Source organism: Streptomyces sp. CY-1, assembly GCF_047218265.1.
Classification (GTDB): domain Bacteria; phylum Actinomycetota; class Actinomycetes; order Streptomycetales; family Streptomycetaceae; genus Streptomyces; species Streptomyces niphimycinicus.
In genome coordinates this window covers 738,090-756,840 of the sequence record NZ_CP178393.1, presented here as the reverse complement: position 1 = coordinate 756,840, position 18,751 = coordinate 738,090, and the positions used below count along the sequence as shown (strand labels likewise).

The 18,751-nt window shown below is 70.8% G+C and carries 13 protein-coding genes; 9 read left to right on the top strand and 4 right to left on the bottom strand.

The features are described 5' to 3' along the window. Positions 1-17 precede the first annotated feature (17 nt). Genes ACK1X7_RS03490 through ACK1X7_RS03475 form a run of 4 tightly spaced genes read left to right on the top strand, consistent with a single transcriptional unit; the run spans position 18 to position 3,946 of the window. A complete protein-coding gene (locus ACK1X7_RS03490) occupies positions 18-1,331 on the top strand; it encodes an ABC transporter substrate-binding protein (RefSeq protein WP_385147104.1) in 1,314 nt (437 codons plus the stop codon). 12 nt (positions 1,332-1,343) lie between these two features. Continuing rightward, entirely contained in the window at positions 1,344-2,297 is a 954-nt protein-coding gene (locus ACK1X7_RS03485) for a carbohydrate ABC transporter permease (protein WP_385147101.1), read from the top strand. Further along, complete coding sequence (locus ACK1X7_RS03480) at positions 2,287-3,147, top strand: carbohydrate ABC transporter permease (RefSeq protein ID WP_390794555.1); 861 nt, start codon at positions 2,287-2,289, stop codon at positions 3,145-3,147. The genes ACK1X7_RS03485 and ACK1X7_RS03480 overlap by 11 nt, the downstream gene beginning before the upstream one ends. A gap of 4 nt (positions 3,148-3,151) precedes the next feature. Next, positions 3,152-3,946: a sugar phosphate isomerase/epimerase family protein gene (locus ACK1X7_RS03475; RefSeq protein ID WP_390794554.1), complete on the top strand. Its 795-nt coding sequence runs from the start codon at positions 3,152-3,154 to the stop codon at positions 3,944-3,946. Between the two features lie 76 nt (positions 3,947-4,022). Here the strand turns inward: ACK1X7_RS03475 and ACK1X7_RS03470 are convergent, their stop codons facing one another. Further along, the gene (locus ACK1X7_RS03470) at positions 4,023-4,970 is read right to left on the bottom strand and encodes a right-handed parallel beta-helix repeat-containing protein (RefSeq protein ID WP_398160396.1); all 948 of its coding nucleotides are present in this window, start codon (positions 4,968-4,970) and stop codon (positions 4,023-4,025) included. A gap of 130 nt (positions 4,971-5,100) precedes the next feature. Between ACK1X7_RS03470 and ACK1X7_RS03465 the strand changes: the two genes are divergently transcribed. Continuing rightward, positions 5,101-7,557, top strand: a complete 2,457-nt coding sequence (locus tag ACK1X7_RS03465) for a GH92 family glycosyl hydrolase (protein WP_413114610.1) — start codon at positions 5,101-5,103, stop codon at positions 7,555-7,557. 80 nt (positions 7,558-7,637) lie between these two features. Here ACK1X7_RS03465 and ACK1X7_RS03460 read toward each other — a convergent pair whose 3' ends face one another. After that, positions 7,638-9,260, bottom strand: coding sequence for a purple acid phosphatase family protein (locus ACK1X7_RS03460; RefSeq protein WP_385157867.1), 1,623 nt, complete (start codon positions 9,258-9,260; stop codon positions 7,638-7,640). A 169-nt stretch (positions 9,261-9,429) separates the two neighbouring features. On the opposite strand from ACK1X7_RS03460, the gene ACK1X7_RS03455 reads away from it, so the two are divergent. Next, complete coding sequence (locus tag ACK1X7_RS03455; protein ID WP_390794551.1) at positions 9,430-9,933, top strand: MarR family winged helix-turn-helix transcriptional regulator; 504 nt, start codon at positions 9,430-9,432, stop codon at positions 9,931-9,933. 42 nt (positions 9,934-9,975) lie between these two features. On the opposite strand, the gene ACK1X7_RS03450 is transcribed toward ACK1X7_RS03455, so the two are convergent. Further along, on the bottom strand, positions 9,976-10,824 hold the full coding sequence (locus ACK1X7_RS03450) for a hypothetical protein (protein WP_385146553.1): 849 nt from the start codon (positions 10,822-10,824) through the stop codon (positions 9,976-9,978). A 247-nt stretch (positions 10,825-11,071) separates the two neighbouring features. On the opposite strand from ACK1X7_RS03450, the gene ACK1X7_RS03445 reads away from it, so the two are divergent. Continuing rightward, the gene (locus ACK1X7_RS03445; protein ID WP_385146551.1) at positions 11,072-11,668 is read left to right on the top strand and encodes a TetR/AcrR family transcriptional regulator; all 597 of its coding nucleotides are present in this window, start codon (positions 11,072-11,074) and stop codon (positions 11,666-11,668) included. Continuing rightward, positions 11,665-13,146 carry an MFS transporter gene (locus ACK1X7_RS03440; protein WP_385146549.1) on the top strand — a complete coding sequence of 494 codons (1,482 nt, stop codon included), beginning with the start codon at positions 11,665-11,667 and terminating at the stop codon, positions 13,144-13,146. The genes ACK1X7_RS03445 and ACK1X7_RS03440 overlap by 4 nt, the downstream gene beginning before the upstream one ends. A gap of 226 nt (positions 13,147-13,372) precedes the next feature. Here the strand turns inward: ACK1X7_RS03440 and ACK1X7_RS03435 are convergent, their stop codons facing one another. Beyond that, entirely contained in the window at positions 13,373-16,750 is a 3,378-nt protein-coding gene (locus tag ACK1X7_RS03435) for a pyruvate carboxylase (RefSeq protein WP_398160399.1), read from the bottom strand. A gap of 361 nt (positions 16,751-17,111) precedes the next feature. On the opposite strand from ACK1X7_RS03435, the gene ACK1X7_RS03430 reads away from it, so the two are divergent. Further along, complete coding sequence (locus ACK1X7_RS03430) at positions 17,112-18,734, top strand: GMC oxidoreductase (protein WP_385146545.1); 1,623 nt, start codon at positions 17,112-17,114, stop codon at positions 18,732-18,734. Positions 18,735-18,751: the final 17 nt, after the last annotated feature.

Below are 18,751 nucleotides of genomic sequence, written 5' to 3'. Positions count from 1 at the left end.
GCAGCGAGGAGACGACGATGTCTTCCAGCTTTTCCCGGCGTGCCCTGCTCAAGGGTGCGGCCCTCGGCGGGCTCGCCGCCACGGGAGCCCTCAGCGGCTGCTCCTCCGGCCCGCCACCGGGCACGGCCACCTGGTCCATGTGGTCCAGCAGTCCCGAGGAGCAGCGGGTCTGGGCCGACTTCGGACATTACGTCGAGCGGCGGATGCACATCAGATCGGCCTCGACGCTCACCCCCTCCGACGGCTATCCCACCAAGCTCGACCTTCAGCTCGTCAGCGGAACGGCGAGCATGGTCACCGCCCTGAACGGCTGGCTGATCCCCACCTACGCCTCACGCGGCGCGCACCGGCCACTCGACGATCTCATCGCCGCGGACCCCGACTTCGACCTCGACGACTTCTACCCCGCCATCCGGTCCATCTCCTCGTTCGCCGGCCGCACCTACGCCATCGGCTTCGATGTGGCGCCGACCGTGCTCTACTACAACAAGACACTGCTGGAGCGGAACGGCGTCGATCCGCCGTCCCCGACCGAGCCCATGAGCTGGGACACCTTCCGGCACCTGGCCATCGAGCTGAGCAAGCCGAAGGACCAATACGGCTTCACCTGCTCGCCGACCATCGACGACCTGGTGTCCTGGATCTACTGCGCCGGTGGCAATGTCGTCGACGGGGACCGTGACACCAGCCCCCTGGACGCCCCCGAGGCAATGCAGGCCATCCACTACGTCGTCGACCTGTTCACCAAGGACCGGGCAACCCCGCCGATCGACAACCTGGTCACCCAGAACGCCTCCGGCGCCTCCCTCGCCAACTTCCTCCAGGGCAACGTGGCCTTTATGCAGAACGGCCCCTGGCAGGTGCTCAACGTCCGCAAGGCGTCCTTCGAATGGGACATCGCCCCCTTCCCCGCGGGCCCGGCGGGAAGCAAGCCACGGGTGTCGGGCTCCAGCTTCGCCATCCCCTCGGGGGTCAAAGGCGACGATCTCGACCTGGCGTGGCGGCTGCTGAAGACCCTCACCAGTACGGGGGCGCTGGACATCTACGCACGGGCCGGGCGCAACAACCCGGCGCGGCTCTCGGCCGCGAGCGCCTTCGAACCGCCGCCCGCCAACCTTGGCATCGTCCAGCGGATCCTCAAGGGCGAGGTCGCCGGTGGCCATCCCTTCGACGTCACCACCAACTGGAACCGCGTCCGGCTGCTGCTGGCCCAGGACCTGCCCCGGGCCTTCCTCGGCCAAAAGAGCGCCGGCGACGCGATCGACGGTGTCATGCCACGGCTGAACGCCCTGATGCGCCAGCACCGGGACGCCGTCCGCCAGGCCACCTGAGGGAGGATCACGATGGCTGTCCCCACCCGCACCGCGGCGACCGCGGCCCCGCTTCGAACACCACGTGGCCCGCTGCGTGGCCGCCGGTCCCGGCGGCACGGCTCGGAGACGCTCGCCGCCTGGCTGTTCCTCCTGCCGAGCCTGGCCGGATTCCTGGTCTTCACCGCCGGACCGGTCATCGCCGCCGGGGTGATCTCGCTGCTGGACTGGAATCTGTTCAGCCCGCCCCGCTTCATCGGACTGGACAACTTCGCCCGGCTCGGACCGGACGACACCTTCTGGTCGGCGCTCGGCAACACCGCGTACTTCACCTTCGTCAGTGTGCCGCTGACACTGCTGGTCAGCCTGGGACTGGCGCTGCTGCTCAACCAGGGGCTACGGCGCATGGCGGTGTTCCGGTCGCTGCTTCTGCTGCCGTACGCGACGATCACCGTGGCGGTGGCCTTCGTCTGGGTGTGGCTCTACATCCCGCACGACGGGCTGATCAACGCGGTGCTCGGCGTCTTCGGCATCGACGGACCGGCCTGGCTGATCTCGGACGACTGGGCCATGCCCGCCCTGATCGTGATGAGTGTCTGGAAGAGCTTCGGCTTCGGCATGGTGATCTTCCTCGCCGGGCTCCAGGCCATTCCGCAACAGCTCTACGAGGCCGCCAAGGTGGACGGGGCCTCGCCCTGGCGGACCTTTCGCGAAGTGACACTGCCCCTGCTGTCGCCCTCGGTGTTCTTCACCGTCGTCACCTCGATCATCGGCTCCTTCCAGGTCTTCGACCAGGCCCTGGTGATGACCGACGGCGGACCGGGAACCAGCACCACCACGCTCGTGATGTACATCTACCGGACCGGATTCGAGAACTACGAGCAGGGTTACGCGGCCGCGCAATCGATGGTGCTGTTCGCGTTCATCGTGGTCATCACCGCGGCGCAGTTCCTGCTCCAGCGGAGGCTGGTGCACTATGACCTCTGACGTTCCCGCGCTCGCGGCGCTGCGCCGCTCGCCCGTGGCGGCCCGGCGGCTGCTGTTGTTCACCTGCTTCCTGGTCACCGCGGTCACCCTCACCCCCATCGTGATGATGGTGCTGGTGGCCTTCCAGTCCGACACCGAGTCGATGGCGGCACGGCCGTCGCTGTGGCCTGGCAGTTGGCATCCGGAGAACATCGGCCGCGCCTTCGACCTCGTCCCCCTGGGCCGCTATCTGCTGAACACCATCTTCTTCGCCGGTGGTACGGCGCTTCTGGAGACGGCCACCGCGGCGCTGGCCGCGTACGCCTTCGCCCGGCTCCGCTTCCGTGGCCGCGGTGTGCTGTTCGGCGTGTATCTGACCACCTTGATGATCCCCTCGCAGGTCACGCTGATCCCGCAGTTCATCCTGGTGGCGAAGATGCACGGGGTGGACACCTGGCCCGGGATGATCCTGCCGCACGCCTTCACCGCGCTCGGGGTCTTCCTGCTCCGCCAGTTCTTCCTGGGCGTCCCCCGCGACTACGAGGAGGCCGCCCGCCTGGATGGGGCGAACCGCTGGCAGACCTTCATCCGGATCATCATCCCGCTGGCCGTCCCGGCCATCGCCACCCTGGCGGTGTTCAAGTTCATCAGCCAGTGGAACAACCTGCTCTGGCCGCTGGTGATATCCAACAGCGACTCCACGAGGACGGCGGCGGTCGGCCTCCAGGTGTTCCAGTCCACCAATGGAACCCAGTGGAATCTGCTGCTGATGGCGGCCGCCATCACCACCGTGCCGCTCATCGTGCTCTTCTTCCTCACCCAGCGCTGGTTCGTCAAAGGCATCACCATGAGCGGGCTCGGAGGCCGCTGACACCATGACATTTCTCTGGTCCGTCTTCACCAAACCGTGGTCCGCACTGCCCGGCGAAACCCTGGGCCCGCTGGTGTCCGGCCTCGGTTTCACCGGCGCCGAGATCCCGGTCCGGGACACCGCCTACGTCACCCCGGCCGAAGCCGGACGGCTGCTGCCCGAGTTCACCGCGCGGCTGCGGGCCGACGGCGTCGAGGTGATCAGCGTGGCCGGCGATCTCCGCGAACCCGTCTTCGCGGCCTGCCGGGAGGCGGGGGTGCCGATGATCCGGATCATGGCCGAGCTGGGCCTCGACGGCTATGCCGCCTCGGTCCGCCGCGTACGGAAGCGGCTGGAGGACGCGGCGCCCCTCGCGGAGCGGTACGGCGTCCAGGTCGGGGTGCAGCCGCACCACGGGCGCTATGTGTCCTCCGCGCTCGGGGTGATGGACCTTCTCGACGGCCTGCCGGTCCAGCACTTCCGGGTGATCTGGGACGCCGCCCACGACGTGCTGGCGGGCGACGATCCACGGGTCACCCTGCCCCTGGTCGCCGAGCGGCTGGGCATCGTCAACCTCAAGAACGTCATCCATGTGCGCACCGAACCGGCCGCCGGGGCCGTCGGCGGGCACTGGAAACCCTGGTTCGTGCCGGGCCCCGACGGACTGGCCGACTGGTCGGCCGCGCTCGGCCAGTTGGCGGAGCTCGGCTATACGGGCCCGGTGTGTCTGTCGGGGCAGTACTCCGACCCCGGAGTCCCGGTGGAGGAGCGCCTGGTGGCCGATCTGGCGGCGGCACGCGGCGCCGCGGGCGACGCCTGACCGGGTCCCCCGCTCACCGCGGGGAGCGGGAGAACCCCGCGCCCCCGCTCCCCGCGGCCCCTCCTCCCAGAGGTTCCTACGGCAGTCCGCCCGGCTCGGGGCCCCGGTAACCCGGCCTGGACGAATCGTCGATGCCCACCTCGTAGCGGATACCGGAGTGGAGGGTGTTGCCGTCGACCCGGGCGCCGGTCGAGTGGTAGGCGAGGCCGATGGCGTGGTCGGTGGGGGCGGCGAAGACATTGCCGGTGATGGTGGCGTTCTGCACGTCCTCGAACATCAGGGCCTGCGAGGCGCGCAGCGTCTCGCAGTGGTTGCCCCTGATGGTGAAGTCGGAGGTGGTACCCCGGCCGTCGCCCTCGCCGTCGTTCGGGCCCTCGGCCATCAGGCACATGTTGTCCACCTGCTCGCAGCGGTTGCCCTCGATCCGCACACGATGGCTGGGCGGGGTGTCGCCGGCGAAGGTCTGCATGCAGTCGGCATGCCGGCCATGGCTGTTGTCGGTGCCGCGGACGGTGTTGTGCGCGATGGTCAGGTCGTCGCCGAAGAACCGGATACCGTCGCCGTCCCCGCCCCGCGGGCCGATCACGGTGTTGTTCCGCACGGTGACGCGGTGGCCGGTCAGCTCGATCCCGGGCGCCTCCGGGCGGACGGACCGGAACCCCTCGACGATCACATCGTCGGCCCCGATGGTGATGCCGTCCACGGCGTCCCCGCCCCCGGCGTAGATGACCGGATGCTCCCGGCTGCCGCCCCTGGTGATGACCAGCCGCTGCCGGGACAGATCGCCGTCGAAGCAGACGGTGTCGCCCGGCCTCGCCCGGCGCGCCGCCTCCCGTGGGGTGGTGGCGTGCAGAGTGCAGGGCGCGGCCCCCCGCACGGTGGCGGGCGCCCCCGCCCGAGCGCCGGCGTCCGAGCCGCCGTCCGCGCCCCGCTCCCGGGGCCACGACGGACTCGCCAGGGCGGCCAGGAGTGCGAGGACCGAGACGGCGAGAAAGCCGAGGACGAGTCTCCATGTGATCCGCATGGCGGGAACCGTAGACCCGGGTCCCGGGGACCGGTCCCGATCCCATCCGCCCATCGCCGCCGTCCGGTTCACTCCACCGTCACCATGCGCCCCTAGGTTCACACCCACACACGGAAGGGCGTGATCCCCGATGGAGACGCACAGAGCACGGCGAAACAGACTCGGGCGCCGGTCGGCGCTGGCCGGCGGGGGAGTGGCGGTGGCGATCGGCGCGCTGCTCGCCCCGCTCGTCGAGGCACCCGCGGCGAGCGCTGCGCCACGGGCCGACGAGGTACGTCACCCCGTCGACTACGTGGACCCGCTGATCGGCTCGGCAGGCGGCGGCAACACCTACCCGGGCGCCAATCTGCCGTTCGGCATGATCGCCTGGTCGCCGACCAGCACCGCGGGCGACCAGACCAACACCGCGGCGGCCAACGGCTATTCGTACGACACCACCCGGGTCCGGGGCTTCAGCCTCACCCATGTCAACGGCGCGGGCTGCCACCCCGGAGCCGCGGGCGATGTGCCGATCATGCCGTTCGTCGGCGAGGTCGACAGCTCGCCCACCGCCGACACCAAGGACCAGAAGTACGCCGCCGGCTTCTCGCACGAGAAGGAGAAGGCCGAGCCCGGCCGCTACCGGGTGGGGCTCGACTCGGGCGCGGCCGCCGATCTCGCGGTGAGCGAGCGGGCCGGTGTGGCCGACTTCTCCTTCCCCGAGGACGCCCCGGCCCGACTGCTGTTCCGCACCTCCAACTCCCTCAACGGCAGCGAGAACGCGCATATCGAGATCGACCCCGAGCGGCGCAAGGTCACCGGCTGGGTGCTGACCGGCGCGTTCTGCGGACGGCGCGCCAACGGCGGGGAGAACAACCGCAAGACCTACTACCGCCTCCACTTCAGCGCCTCGTTCGACCGCGCCTTCTCCACCGTGGGCACCTGGGAGAACGACCGGCTCTCACCCGGCGCCACCACCGCCGACGGCGGTGAGGGCTATCTCACCGGCGCCGACCGGGCCGGACGTGGCTCCGGCGGATACGTCGGCTTCGACACCACGCGGGACGACGATGTCCGGATGCGGCTCGGCATCTCGTACGTCTCCCTCGCGGGCGCCGAGGCCAACCTCCGCGCCGAGATAGCGCCCCGGGCGAGCGTCGCCGATGTGGCGGCGGCCGGTCGGGCCGCCTGGGACCGCAGGCTGCGCGCCATCCGGATCAGCGGCGGCAGCGAACCGCGCCGCACCGCGTTCTACACCGCCCTCTACCACGCGCTCCAGCAGCCCAACCTGATCAGCGACACCGACGGCCGCTACCCGGGCATGGACGGCACACCGCACCGCCTCGAGCGCGGGCAGACGGCGCAGTACAGCAACTTCTCCGGCTGGGACCAGTACCGCGCCCAGGTGCAACTGCTCGCCCTGCTCCAGCCCCGGGTGGCCGGGGACTTCGCCCAGTCGCTGTTCAACTTCGCCCGGCAGAACGGCGGGGTGTGGGACCGCTGGGTGCACATCAGCGGCGCCACCCATGTGATGACGGGCGACCCCTCCGCCGCCACGCTCGCCACCTTCTACGCCATGGGGGTACGGAACTTCGACGCCAAGGGCGCCTTCGACTCCCTCTACCGCCAGGCCACCGTCCCGCACCCCGACGGGCTCTCCGACAAGGGCTGCCCGGGACAGTGCGAGGGCCAGCGCCCGAACCTCGCCCAGTACCTGGACTCGGGCTACGCGGCGCAGGACGCCTGCCACTGCTGGGGCGGCGCCGCGGAGACCCTGGAGGACTCCGTGGCCGATGACGCGCTCGCCCGCTGGGCCCGGCTGCTCGGCCGGCAGAAGGAGGCCGATGAGCTGGGCGCGCGCGGCGGCTACTGGCGGCATGTGTTCAACCCCGGGGCCACCGGCACGGCGGGCTACATCCAGGCCAGAAACCGGGACGGCTCCTGGGTGACCCCCTTCGACCCGGCGTCCGACCGGGGATTCGCCCAGGGCAGTGCGGCCACCTACACCTGGATGGTGCCGCAGGACGTACAAGGGCTCGCCGAGGCCATGGGCGGACGCGAGCGCGCGGCGGCCCGGCTGGACGGCTTCTTCCACCGGCCCGACGGCTCCTGGTCGGTCCGCGGCGGCGACCCGCTCCGCTACGACCCCACCAACGAACCGGGCATCCACGCCCCCTGGCTCTACAACGCGCTCGGGCAGCCCTGGAAGACCCAGGAGACGGTGCGCCAGATCGTCGCCACCGTGTACGGAACCGGGCCGAAGGGGCTGCCCGGCAACGACGACCTGGGCACCATGTCCGCGTGGTACGTGTTCGCGGCGCTCGGCATCTATCCCCAGGCCCCGGGGCGCGCCGAGGCACTGCTCACCGGACCGCTCTTCCCCCGCGCGGTGATCGCCCCGGCGGGGCAGCGGCGTGCCCTGACCATCGGCGCCCCGGACGCCTCCGACACCCATCTCTATGTGCGCGCGGTGCGGGTGAACGGCACACCGCACGCCACCTCATGGCTCGACGGCTCGTTCCTGCGCCGGGGCGGTTCGCTCGCCTTCGACCTGGCCGACCGGCGCGACACCACCTGGGCCACCGACCCGGGCGGGCTGCCCCGCTGATGCCCTGGGCCGGACCGGGTGAGCTTCCCATGGACCACGTCGGCGAGCTCGTCGTTCCCGGTACGGATCACCTCATGCCCTCATCGGCGCCGCTCGCCGTCGCCGCGGGTCCGCCGGAGCGTGAAGGTGTCCACGGGTTCGATACGGCCGTAGAGACCGGTGACCGCGTAATAGGTCACCGACATCGTGGTGAGGCCGCCCGGTTCGGTGCCGGGGTCGACGGAGAACGCGGCGAAGCCGTACGGGTTCACCCGGTCGCGTACCGCCGACCACGGGGCCGCCTCGGTCACATAGACCGGGGTCTTATGGCCATTCGCACCGGTGGCTCCGACACCGGTGATGACATTGCATCGCGGGGTGTCGAACAGGACGTCCATCGACGGGACCGAGGTGCCACCGCCACCGATGACCATATGGACGGTGCCCCCGGTGGTGTCCACCAGATCGGTGCGGGTGGCGGCGGGGGTCGGCGTCATCGTGTCGTTGGGCTCCCGGCCGCGGATCGGGTGGGAGCGCTCGTAGTGGTGTTCATGGCCGCAGACGACCAGGTCGACGCCGTAGGTGTCGAAGAGCGGCAGCCACTCCTGCCGGATGCCGAGGTCGGCGCCGTTGCCCGGGTGGTCGGCCGTGGAGACGACCACCTGGTGCATGACGACCACGATCCAGTCGATGTCCCGGTCGGCCCGGGCCCGTGCGAGCTCGGCCTCCAGCCAGCGCCGCTGGGCCCCGCCGGAATAGCCCCGCACATAGGTGTTCCCGGCGTCCTGGTAGGCCACGTCGTCATTGGCCAGGCTCACGACGCGCACCGAGCCGACGGTGAAGGCGTACCACAGCCCCTGGGTCTCGGCGTCGCCTCCGTTGCCGGGCAGCGAGAAGTACGCCTGGTAGGCGGCGAACCCGATCGGCCCGTTGCCCAGCTCGTTCTCGTGGTTGCCGGCCGCGGGCATCCACGGCCTGAACCGCGAGGACCGGCTGGTCATATCGAACCAGTCCGACCAGGTGCGCAGCCGGTCCTCGGACAGATTGGCGTAGCACAGATCGCCGTTGATGAGATGGAACAACGGCGCGACCCGTTCGACGGCGGTGGTCACGTCATTGGCGTACGGCGAGCCGAGGTTGTCGTTGAGATAGGTGAGCTTCTCGGTGATCTTCGGCGGCTTGGGGCCGTTCAGCTTGCCCACCGTGGGCGTGCCCTGGTCGCCGAAGCTGGTGAAGGTGAACGGCGCCCGGCCACTGGGCCCGGTGCGGAACGACCCCGCCTCCGGCGTCGCCCCGTCGTGCACGGCGGCGTAGACATAGCCGGTGCCGGGGCGCAGCCGGCTCAGCCGGGCGTGATGGACATGGATGCGCTGCTGGGATTTGGCGTCCTGGTAGGAGGTGGTCCGCGCGGTGACCTCGGTGCCCATGCCATGGGCCGGGGTGCCGAACCTGACACGTGGCCGTCTCACCGGGACCGGCGTCTGCCAGGACACCACGACCTCCCGGGCGGCGTCGGACCCGAACTGGAGGTGCAGCCCGCTCACCGGTGGCATCCCGGACCCCTCCGGCCGGGTCCACAGCACCGGCGAGGCCGCCACCGCCTCCTGCTGGGACATCAAGGTGCCCGCACCGGCCGCCGCCGCCCCGGCCGCGCCCAGCAGCCCCCGGCGGCTCACCCGGGACTCCGGCGGTGTGGTGCCCGTGGTCTTCGGTGTCGTCGTCATGGGGCGAAGCTCCCATGCGCCCACCGCCGACCGACACCGTGGCGCCGTGAACACCACGGCACGGCGGGCTACCGCCGGACGACCGGACGGCGAACCCGGACAACCATCTCGGTGGACGGTGGCGGATGCGCGTTGCCACCGGCGGTGGCGGCACAGCACGCTGGTCCCTGTGAACGATCGGGACGAAGAGCTGCGCGGGCTGGACGCGGTGCTGCGGGAGCTGCGGCACGCCCGGTTCGGGCTGTACGGACCGCTGGTACGGGAGCGCTTCCTGAGCGGGCTGCCCGGGGATGTCACCCCGACCGGCTACCGGGTGCTGCGCTTCGTCGAGGCCAGCTCCCCGCCCGGCCCCGCGGTGTCCGACATCGCCGCCCTGCTGCTGACCGACCGGGCCCGCGCCGTGCGCGTCGTCGACCGGCTGACGGCGGCAGGGCTGGTGACCCGGGTGCGGGACACCGTGGACCGGCGGATACGGAGGGTGGAGCTGACCGACGCCGGGCGCCGCCATATCGCGCTGGCGGCCGAGCGGCGGACCCGGCTGCTGGGCGAGGCCGTCGCGGACTGGCCGGACGAGGACCTCGCCCGGCTGACGGAGTTCCTGAAGCGCCTCAACGCCTCCGTGGCACGCCATCTGCCGGTGTCCGGCGCGTCCGAGGTATCCGATGGCCGGTGACGCGGGGCCGGGACGCCACCGGCCCCGCGTCACCGCCGCGGGCTATGCCTTGGACGCCTGGAAGTTCCGGAACAGCAGATAGGTGTCGAGGATGTCCGACGAGGCGCTCTCGACCGAGCGGTAGATGCCCCACTTGGGCCGCTGGTAGTCGTCCTGGTCCGGCACCTTCACATTGGACATGCTGCCCTGGACCGCGACCGGGGCGCCGGACCCGGTGCCGTTGCGGGCCACGAAGGCCGCCTTGCCGTTCGAGCCGATGGTGAGCGTCCACTCGATGGTGATCCACTTGTTGCGCAGCGGGGACAGATTGGTCGAGGCGATGTCCGGTGAGCCGGAGTTGGCGTACGCACGGGCCCGCAGCGTTTCCGTGCTGCCGCTGCGGCCCAGGTCCAGGGTGATGTACGGACCGCCGTTGTCCGCCGGGGTCTTCGTCTGGAAGATGTGCGTGAACTTGCTGGTGCCGTGCAACGAGGTGGGCATGAACATCTCGTAGCTGATGGTCCATGTCTCACCGTCGCGCATCTTCAGGGTGGTGCCGTCCTGCACCATGCCCTTGGACTCGGTGCGCTGGCGGTCGCCGCCACCCGTGGTGTCCCGGTCGTCCTTCCAGATGTTGAAGCGGTAGTGGTCACCGCCCTCGACGACCACATAGTCCCGGTCGGGGTGTGCGTTGCCACGGTCGGCCTCGATGCCCTCGAACGCCTTGAGCCCGGCGCTGGACGGGTTCGGGTGCCAGAGCAACTGCGCGGCCGCGGCCCGGGAGGCGGCGGAGGCGGGGGTGGCCCCCGAGGTCAGTTGCCCAAGGGCGATCGGCGTTCCGACGGCGGCCGCGGCCATCGAGCCGAGGACCCGGCGGCGGCTTAACGAGCGGGGAACCAGGGGTTCTGCCATGGTCGTTGACTTCCTTCCTGAACCGGTAGAGGAGTGGCGTGCTCATGGCGCACCACGCACATTGGACCGGACCAAATGGACCGTCAAGGCTCACGGACAGTTCTTTACCGCAGAATGATATTCACATCCATGAACAAGCGTGCCCCTTTTTGGGTGCTTAGCAGGTCCCGTGAGTCTCTGGGTTGGTCATTCCTTCGTCATTCTGAACGCGTAGACACTGTCTACTCCTCTCTGGTAGACAGTGTCTATGGATGAGCATGGGCAGGAGCAGGACTCGGGTCTCCGATCCCGATTGGTGGACGTCGGAGTGGCACTGGTGGCGGCGGAGGGGGTACAGGCCCTTTCGCTGCGGGAGATCGCCCGTCGGGCAGGGGTGTCCCACGGTGCGCCGCGGCGCTACTTCCCCACACATCTGACCCTGCTGTCGGCCATCGCGCGCCGCGGCTTCGAGAGCCTGGCGGACCAGGCCGGTGAGGCCATCGCCGCTCATGAGGGCGATCCACGCGGGCAGTTGACGGCCCTGGCGCGGAGCTGTCTCGACTTCGCGCTGACCAACCGCGGCATGTTCGAGCTGATGTTCCGCCACGATCTCCTGGAGAGCAATCAGCTCGGTCTGCGGGAGACGAGCCTGCCGCTCTTCGCCACCCTCGTCGACCTGGTGGCCAGGGTGCGGCCGGAGTCCGGCGCGGAGCCACGGATCGTCGCGGGCGCGCTGTGGGCGAATCTGCACGGCATCGCCCAACTGTGGGGCTGGGGCAGCCTTCAGCTCGCGGTGGGAGTGGACGACGCCGAGCCGCTGCTGCGTGCCGCGCTCGACGCACACCTCGGCCCGGAGGCCCGATGAGCGCCCCGCGGGCACGACGCCTCACCCTCGTCGGCAGCGTCACCGGGGCCGTGATCGTCGCCCTGGACGGCACCGTGCTGACCGTCGCCCAGCCCCGTCTACAGCGGGACCTCCATGCCACGTTCGCCCAGGTCCAGTGGACCAGCACCGGATATCTGATCGCCGTGGCGAGTCTGCTGGTGTTCGCGGGCCGCCTCGGCGACCGCTACGGGCATCGGCGCGTCTTCGCCATCGGGATGCTGGGCTTCGGCGCCGCCTCGGCGGGCATCGGACTCGCTGGCGGTATCGGCTGGGTGATCGGACTGCGGATCGCCCAGGGGGTCTTCGGGGCGCTGCTGCAACCCGCCACCCTCGGAATGCTGCGCGCCGCGTATCCGCCCGACCGGCTCGGCAGGCCCCTCGCGGTGCGCACCGGCGCCATCGGCCTCGCGGCCGCGGCGGGCCCCCTGATCGGCGGGGCGCTGACCACCCATCTGGGCTGGCGGTCGGTGTTCTTCCTCAATGTCGTGCCCGCCGTTGCCCTGGGCCTGGTGGCGCTCGCCGCACGGGCCCCGGCCGCGCCCCGTGAGACCGCCCGGCCGCGGCTCGATCTGCCCGGTGCCGCTCTGCTCGCGGTGGCGCTGGCCGGGCTGGTGCATACGCTCGTCGGCGTCCCCGGAACCGGCTGGACGGCGGCGACCGCGCTCGGGCCGACGGGCGCCGTGGTGGCCGGAGGCGTCTTCGTATGGCATGAGCGCCGTACGGAACATCCGCTGCTGCCGCCGGGACTGCTGCGGTCGGCCACCGTCGGCCCGGCGCTCGGCGTGCTGGTGTCCGCGTCGGCCACCCTCTTCGGGACGCTCTTCCTCGGCACCTACTATCTCCAGGACGTGCTCGCGCTGGATCCGCTCGCCAGCGGGCTCAGGGCGCTTCCGCTGGCGGTGATGATGGTGCTGGGCGCGCCGGTGGCGGCGATGCTGATGCGCCGTCAGGGGCCCCGCCGGACTTCGGTCGCGGGGATGGTTCTGGTGGCGGCCGGTGTGCTGCTGATGTCCTTTCTCGGCCGGGGCTCGGGCGCCGCGGCGATCGGTGGATGCTTTCTCGTGCTGGGCGCGGGATTCGCCACCGTGATGGTCACCGCGACCACCGTCCTCGTGCGCCACGCGTCCGTGGACACCGCCGGGGTGGCGGGCGGGCTCCAGCAGACCGCCATGAACATCGGCCCCGTGCTGGGGGTCGCGGCCGCGACCACGCTGATGAGCGTGGCCGGGCCGGGCGGCGCCACCGGACGGCGGCCAGGCGACGGGCCGGGCTGGGCGCCCGACGTCTTCCTCTCGGCGATGGGACCGGCGCTGACGGCCCTCGCGGCTGTGGCCGCGGCCGGTGCGCTGCCGGCCACCAGACTGCCGGGCCGTGCCGCGACGCGGCCAACCGAAGGTCGGCCGGTGGATGAGCTCCCGGACGGGCCGCCGAGGTCGCAGATCGCGTCGGGCGCCTGACCTCACCGCGGGTACCTCGCCACCTTCTTCAATCGCCGTCGTCGAGCGGCCGCGCGAACCCGGGGACGGTCTGCGCGCCGCCCCGGAGGACATGGCGTACGGCCATCCGGCTCGGTGAGGCGCTGGGCCGGTGGACACCTTTCCGCGGGCATACGAAGCCGCCGCCACCGAGCCCCCTGACCCGAGGGCCGGGGACCGGTGGCGGCGACTTGTCGACGCTGTCGGCTCAGCTCAGGGCGACCAGCAGATCGCCGCCTTCCACCTGCTGGATCGCGCTGATGGCGATGCGCGACACCGTCCCGCTCCTCGGGGCCGCGATGGTGGCCTCCATCTTCATCGCCTCGATCGTGGCCACGGTGGCACCGGCCTCCACCTGATCGCCCTCGGCCACCGCCAGCGTCACCACACCCGCGAAGGGCGCCGCCACATGGCCGGGGTTGCTCCGGTCGGCCTTCTCGGTGGCCGGTACGTCGGAGGCCGCCGAGTTGTCCCGTACCTGGACCGGGCGCAACTGCCCGTTCAGCGAGGCCATCACGGTGCGCATACCGCGCTCGTCGGCGTCGCCGATGGCCTCCAGCTCGATCAGCAGCCGGACCCCGGGCTCGAGGTCCACCGTGTACTCCTGCCGCGGGCGCAGCCCGTAGAAGAAGTCCTTGCTGTCCAGCACGCTGGTGTCGCCGTGGGCCTGCCGATGCGCCTCGAACTCCTTGGTCGGACCGGGGAACAGCAGCCGGTTCAGCGTCGCCCGCGGATCCTTCTCCAACTGCTCCCGGTCCTCCGTGGACAGCTCCGCGGCCGTCGGCTTGGCGGCGGCGCGGCCCTCCAGCGCCTTGCTGCGGAACGGCTCGGGCCAGCCGCCCGGCGGATTGCCCAGCTCGCCGCGGAGGAACCCGATGACCGAGTCCGGGATGTCGTACCGGCCCGGATCCGCCTCGAAGTCCTTTGGCGACACTCCCGCCCCCACCAGGTGCAGCGCGAGATCGCCGACCACCTTCGACGACGGGGTGACCTTCACCAGATGGCCCAGCATCCGGTCCGCGGCGGTGTACATCGCCTCGATCTCCTCGAAGCGGTCGCCGAGGCCGAGCGCGATGGCCTGGGTGCGCAGATTGGAGAGCTGACCACCGGGGATCTCATGGTGGTACACCCGCCCGGTCGGCGAGGCGAGGCCCGCCTCGAACGGTGCGTAGATCTTGCGCACGGCCTCCCAGTACGGCTCCAGGCCGCCGATCGCCTCGAGGTCGAGCCCGGTCGGCCGGTCGGAGTGGTCGGTGGCGGCCACGATCGCCGACAGCGACGGCTGGGAGGTGGTGCCCGCCATGGAGGCCACCGCGCCGTCCACCGCGTCCGCACCGGCCTGGACCGCCGCGAGATAGGTGGCGAGCTGGCCGCCCGCGGTGTCATGGGTGTGGATGTGCACCGGCAGGTCGAACTCCCTGCGCAGCGCGGAGACCAGCGTGGCCGCGGCCGGGGCGCGCAGCAGCCCCGCCATGTCCTTGATGGCCAGCACATGCGCGCCCGCGTCCACGATCTGCTCGGCGAGCCGCAGATAGTAGTCGAGGGTGTAGAGCCGCTCGGAGGGGTCGGACAGGTCGGAGGTGTAGCAGAGCGCCACCTCGGCGATCGCCGAGCCCGTCTCCCGTACCGCGTCGATCGCGGGCCGCATCTGCCCGATGTCGTTCAGCGCGTCGAAGATCCGGAAGATGTCGATTCCGGTGGCCGTGGCCTCCTGTACGAAGGCGGTGGTCACCTCGGTCGGATACGGCGTGTAGCCCACCGTGTTGCGGCCGCGCAGCAGCATCTGGAGACAGATGTTGGGCACGGCCTCGCGCAGCTTGGCCAGCCGCTCCCACGGGTCCTCGGCCAGGAAGCGCAGCGCCACGTCGTAGGTGGCCCCGCCCCAGCACTCCAGCGACAGCAACTGCGGCACGCTCCGCGCCACCACCGGGGCCACGGCCAGCAGGTCCCTGGTGCGGACCCGGGTGGCCAGCAGCGACTGATGCGCGTCCCGGAAGGTGGTGTCGGTGACCCCGATGGTGGGCGACTCGCGCAGCCACCGCGCGAAACCCTCCGGGCCAAGCTCGGTGAGCCGCTGCTTGGAGCCGGCGGGCGGCTCGGTGTCCGGCACCGGGGGCAGCTTGGTGGTCGCGTTGATCAGATGGGGCCGCTCGCCGTGCGGCTTGTTCACCGTGACATCGGCGAGATAGGTGAGCAGCTTGGTACCGCGGTCGGCGGAGTGGCGCGCGGTCAGCAGATGCGGCCGCTGCTCGATGAACGACGTGGTGACCTGCCCGGCCCGGAAGTCCGGATCGTCCAGCACCGCCTGGAGGAAGGGGATGTTCGTGGAGACGCCGCGGATGCGGAACTCGGCCACCGCGCGCCGGGCGCGGCCGACCGCGGTCGCGAAGTCGCGCCCCCGGCAGGTCAGCTTGACCAGCATCGAGTCGAAGTGGGCGCTGATCTCCGCACCGGAGTGGGTGGTGCCACCGTCCAGCCGGATGCCCGAGCCGCCCGGGGAGCGATACGCGCTGATCATCCCGGTGTCCGGGCGGAAGCCGTTGGCCGGGTCCTCGGTGGTGATCCGGCACTGAAGCGCCGCACCCCGCAGATATACGGTGTCCTGGGCGAGGCCGAGGTCGGCCAGGGTCTGGCCGGCGGCGATCCGCAACTGCGACTGGACCAGATCGACGTCGGTGATCTCCTCGGTCACCGTGTGCTCGACCTGGATCCGCGGATTCATCTCGATGAACACATGGCGGCCCTCGCGGTCGAGCAGGAACTCCACCGTGCCGGCGTTGCGATAGCCGATCTGCCGGGCGAACTTCACCGCGTCCTCGCAGATCCGTGCCCGCAGCTCCGGATCGAGGTTGGGTGCCGGCGCCAGCTCGATCACCTTCTGGTGGCGTCGCTGCACCGAACAGTCGCGTTCGAACAGATGGATGACATCGCCCTGCCCGTCGGCGAGGATCTGCACCTCGATATGGCGGGGCTCCACCACCGCCTTCTCCAGGAAGACCGTGGAGTCGCCGAAGGCGGACTCGGCCTCCCGCGCCGCCGCCTCGATGGACTCACGCAGCGTCTCCCGGTTCTCGACCCTGCGCATTCCGCGCCCGCCACCACCGGCGACGGCCTTGACGAACACCGGGAAGCCGAGCTCGTCCGCGGCCCGGACCAGCTCGTCCACATCGGTCGACGGCTCGGAGGAGCCGAGCACCGGCACCCCGGCCGCACGGGCCGCGGCCACCGCGCGCGCCTTGTTCCCGGTGAGCTCCAGGATCTGCGCGCTGGGCCCCACGAACGTGATCCCCGCCTCTTCGCACGCACGTGCGAGATCGGGGTTCTCGGACAAAAAGCCATAGCCGGGATAAACGGCGTCCGCGCCCGCACTGCGCGCCGCGCGGACGATCTCCTCGACGGAGAGATAGGCCCGCACCGGATGGCCCGGCTCACCGATCTCATATGCCTCATCGGCCTTGAGCCGATGCAGCGAGTTGCGGTCCTCATGCGGGAACACGGCTACGGTTCTCGCGCCCAGCTCATAGCCGGCGCGGAAGGCGCGAATGGCGATCTCTCCACGATTGGCGACCAGCACCTTGCGGAACATGCCCGATCCCTTCTACCTGCCCGGTACCTACAACACACGCTTGTCGGCGAACCCTACTGCCGCGTGCCACGCGGGACGCCCGGGGTGTGATCGAGTTCTCGTGGATGGCGTGCGGGATGGCGCCCGGCCCTTGTGGTCCATGGTCGCAGCGGATGCGGAGAGTGGCCCCGTGGCCGCGCCGGGTGATGCCGTGCGTGGCCCCGGAGCGCCGTTTCGGATGCTGGGATCGAGGAGCGCGTGTGTGACGGTAATTGGTAAATAACGAGAACTCGCGCAAGTCCTCCGATGCCGAACATGACCGCCGAAAACGACCTTGCGTCATGCCATGGCGAGATCTGGCGATTCCGCCCATCATGCCGCCATGACAGCAAACCTGACGCGTCGTCACATTCTCGGTCTGGCCGCCCTGCAGAGCGCGGCGGCCCTCGGACTCACGCGCATCGGCCTCACCCCGGCGGCGGCCGCCGCCGGGAGCGCCGAACACTTCCCCGCCGTCGTCGTCGGCTCGGGCTACGGCGCGGCCGTGGCCGCGCTCCGGCTCGGCGAGGCGGGCATCAAAACCCTCGTCGTGGAGATGGGACGGTTATGGGACACCCCGGGTCCCGACGGCCGGATCCACTGCTCGATGACCGCCCCCGACCAGCGCTCCATGTGGTTCAAGAGCAGAACCGAGGCGCCCCTGTCCACCTTTCTGTGGCTGGACGTCATCAACAAGGACATCACCCCCTACCCCGGCGTCCTGGACCGCGTCCGCTTCCCCGGCATGTCCGTCTACGTGGGCCGCGGGGTCGGCGGCGGCTCGCTGGTCAACGGCGGTATCGCGGTCACCCCGTCGCGCTCGTACTTCCAGCAGATGCTGCCGCAGGTGGCCGCGGACCCGATGTACGACACCTACTTCCCGCTGGCCAACCGCATGCTCGGCGCCAACACCGTGCCCGCCGCGTGGTTCGAGGCCACGGAGTGGTACACCTACGCCCGCGTCGCCCGCGACCAGGCCGCCAGGGCGGGCCTGAAGACCGTCTTCATGCCCAACGTCTACGACTTCGACTACATGCAGCGCGAGGCCGACGGAACGGCGACCAAGTCGGCGCTCGCCCAGGAGGTCATCTACGGCAACAACTTCGGCAAGCGCAGCCTCGGCAAGACCTATCTCGCGGCCGCGCTCGGCACCGGCCAGGTCACCCTGCACACCCTCAGCCGGGCCCGGGCCCTGCGGCGGGCGCCTGACGGCAGCTATGTCCTCACCGTGGAGCGCATCGACACCACCGGCACCGTCGTCTCCACCGACGAGATCACCTGCGGTTCGCTCTTCCTCGGCGCGGGCAGCCTCGGCACCACCGAACTCCTGCTGCGCGCCCGCGAGACCGGCGCCCTGCCCGAGCTGAGCGAGGAGGTCGGCCGGGGCTGGGGCGGCAACGGCAACGTCATGCTCGGCCGCGCCAACCATGTGTGGCACCCGACCGGCGCCCGTCAGTCCACCATCCCGGTGATGGCGATCGACGACTGGTCCAACACCGCCAACCCGGTCTTCGCCGAGATCGCCCCGCTGCCCGCCGGCCTCGAGACCTGGGTCAGCCTCTACCTCGCCATCACCCGGAACCCCGAGCGCGCCGCCTTCACCTACGACGCGGCCAAGGACGCCGCCGTGCTCAACTGGACCCGCGCCCAGAGCGCGCCCTCGGTCGCCGCGGCCAAGGCGCTCTTCGACCGCGTCAACTACGCCAACGCCACCATCTACCGCTATGACCTCTTCGGCGACACCCGGGCCATCGCCGACGACTTCTGCTACCACCCACTGGGCGGCTGTGTCCTGGGCCGGGCCACCGACGAGTACGGCCGGGTGTCCGGCTACGACGGGCTCTATGTGACCGATGGATCCCTCATCCCGGGCTCCATCGGCGTCAACCCGTTCGTCACCATCACCGCCCTGGCCGAGCGCACCATGGCCCGGGTGCTGGCCGAGGACCGCGTCGGCGGCCGGTGACCCCGGTCCCACCGGGG

What these genes read in the sequence shown, in the direction of transcription:
- ACK1X7_RS03490 (WP_385147104.1), top strand. Translation starts at nt 18, where the DNA reads ATGTCTTCCAGCTTTTCCCGGCGTGCCCTGCTCAAGGGTGCGGCCCTC.
- ACK1X7_RS03485 (WP_385147101.1), top strand. Translation starts at nt 1,344, where the DNA reads ATGGCTGTCCCCACCCGCACCGCGGCGACCGCGGCCCCGCTTCGAACA.
- ACK1X7_RS03480 (WP_390794555.1), top strand. Translation starts at nt 2,287, where the DNA reads ATGACCTCTGACGTTCCCGCGCTCGCGGCGCTGCGCCGCTCGCCCGTG.
- ACK1X7_RS03475 (WP_390794554.1), top strand. Translation starts at nt 3,152, where the DNA reads ATGACATTTCTCTGGTCCGTCTTCACCAAACCGTGGTCCGCACTGCCC.
- ACK1X7_RS03470 (WP_398160396.1), bottom strand. Translation starts at nt 4,970, where the DNA reads ATGCGGATCACATGGAGACTCGTCCTCGGCTTTCTCGCCGTCTCGGTC.
- ACK1X7_RS03465 (WP_413114610.1), top strand. Translation starts at nt 5,101, where the DNA reads ATGGAGACGCACAGAGCACGGCGAAACAGACTCGGGCGCCGGTCGGCG.
- ACK1X7_RS03460 (WP_385157867.1), bottom strand. Translation starts at nt 9,260, where the DNA reads ATGACGACGACACCGAAGACCACGGGCACCACACCGCCGGAGTCCCGG.
- ACK1X7_RS03450 (WP_385146553.1), bottom strand. Translation starts at nt 10,824, where the DNA reads ATGGCAGAACCCCTGGTTCCCCGCTCGTTAAGCCGCCGCCGGGTCCTC.
- ACK1X7_RS03445 (WP_385146551.1), top strand. Translation starts at nt 11,072, where the DNA reads ATGGATGAGCATGGGCAGGAGCAGGACTCGGGTCTCCGATCCCGATTG.
- ACK1X7_RS03440 (WP_385146549.1), top strand. Translation starts at nt 11,665, where the DNA reads ATGAGCGCCCCGCGGGCACGACGCCTCACCCTCGTCGGCAGCGTCACC.
- ACK1X7_RS03435 (WP_398160399.1), bottom strand. Translation starts at nt 16,750, where the DNA reads ATGTTCCGCAAGGTGCTGGTCGCCAATCGTGGAGAGATCGCCATTCGC.
- ACK1X7_RS03430 (WP_385146545.1), top strand. Translation starts at nt 17,112, where the DNA reads ATGACAGCAAACCTGACGCGTCGTCACATTCTCGGTCTGGCCGCCCTG.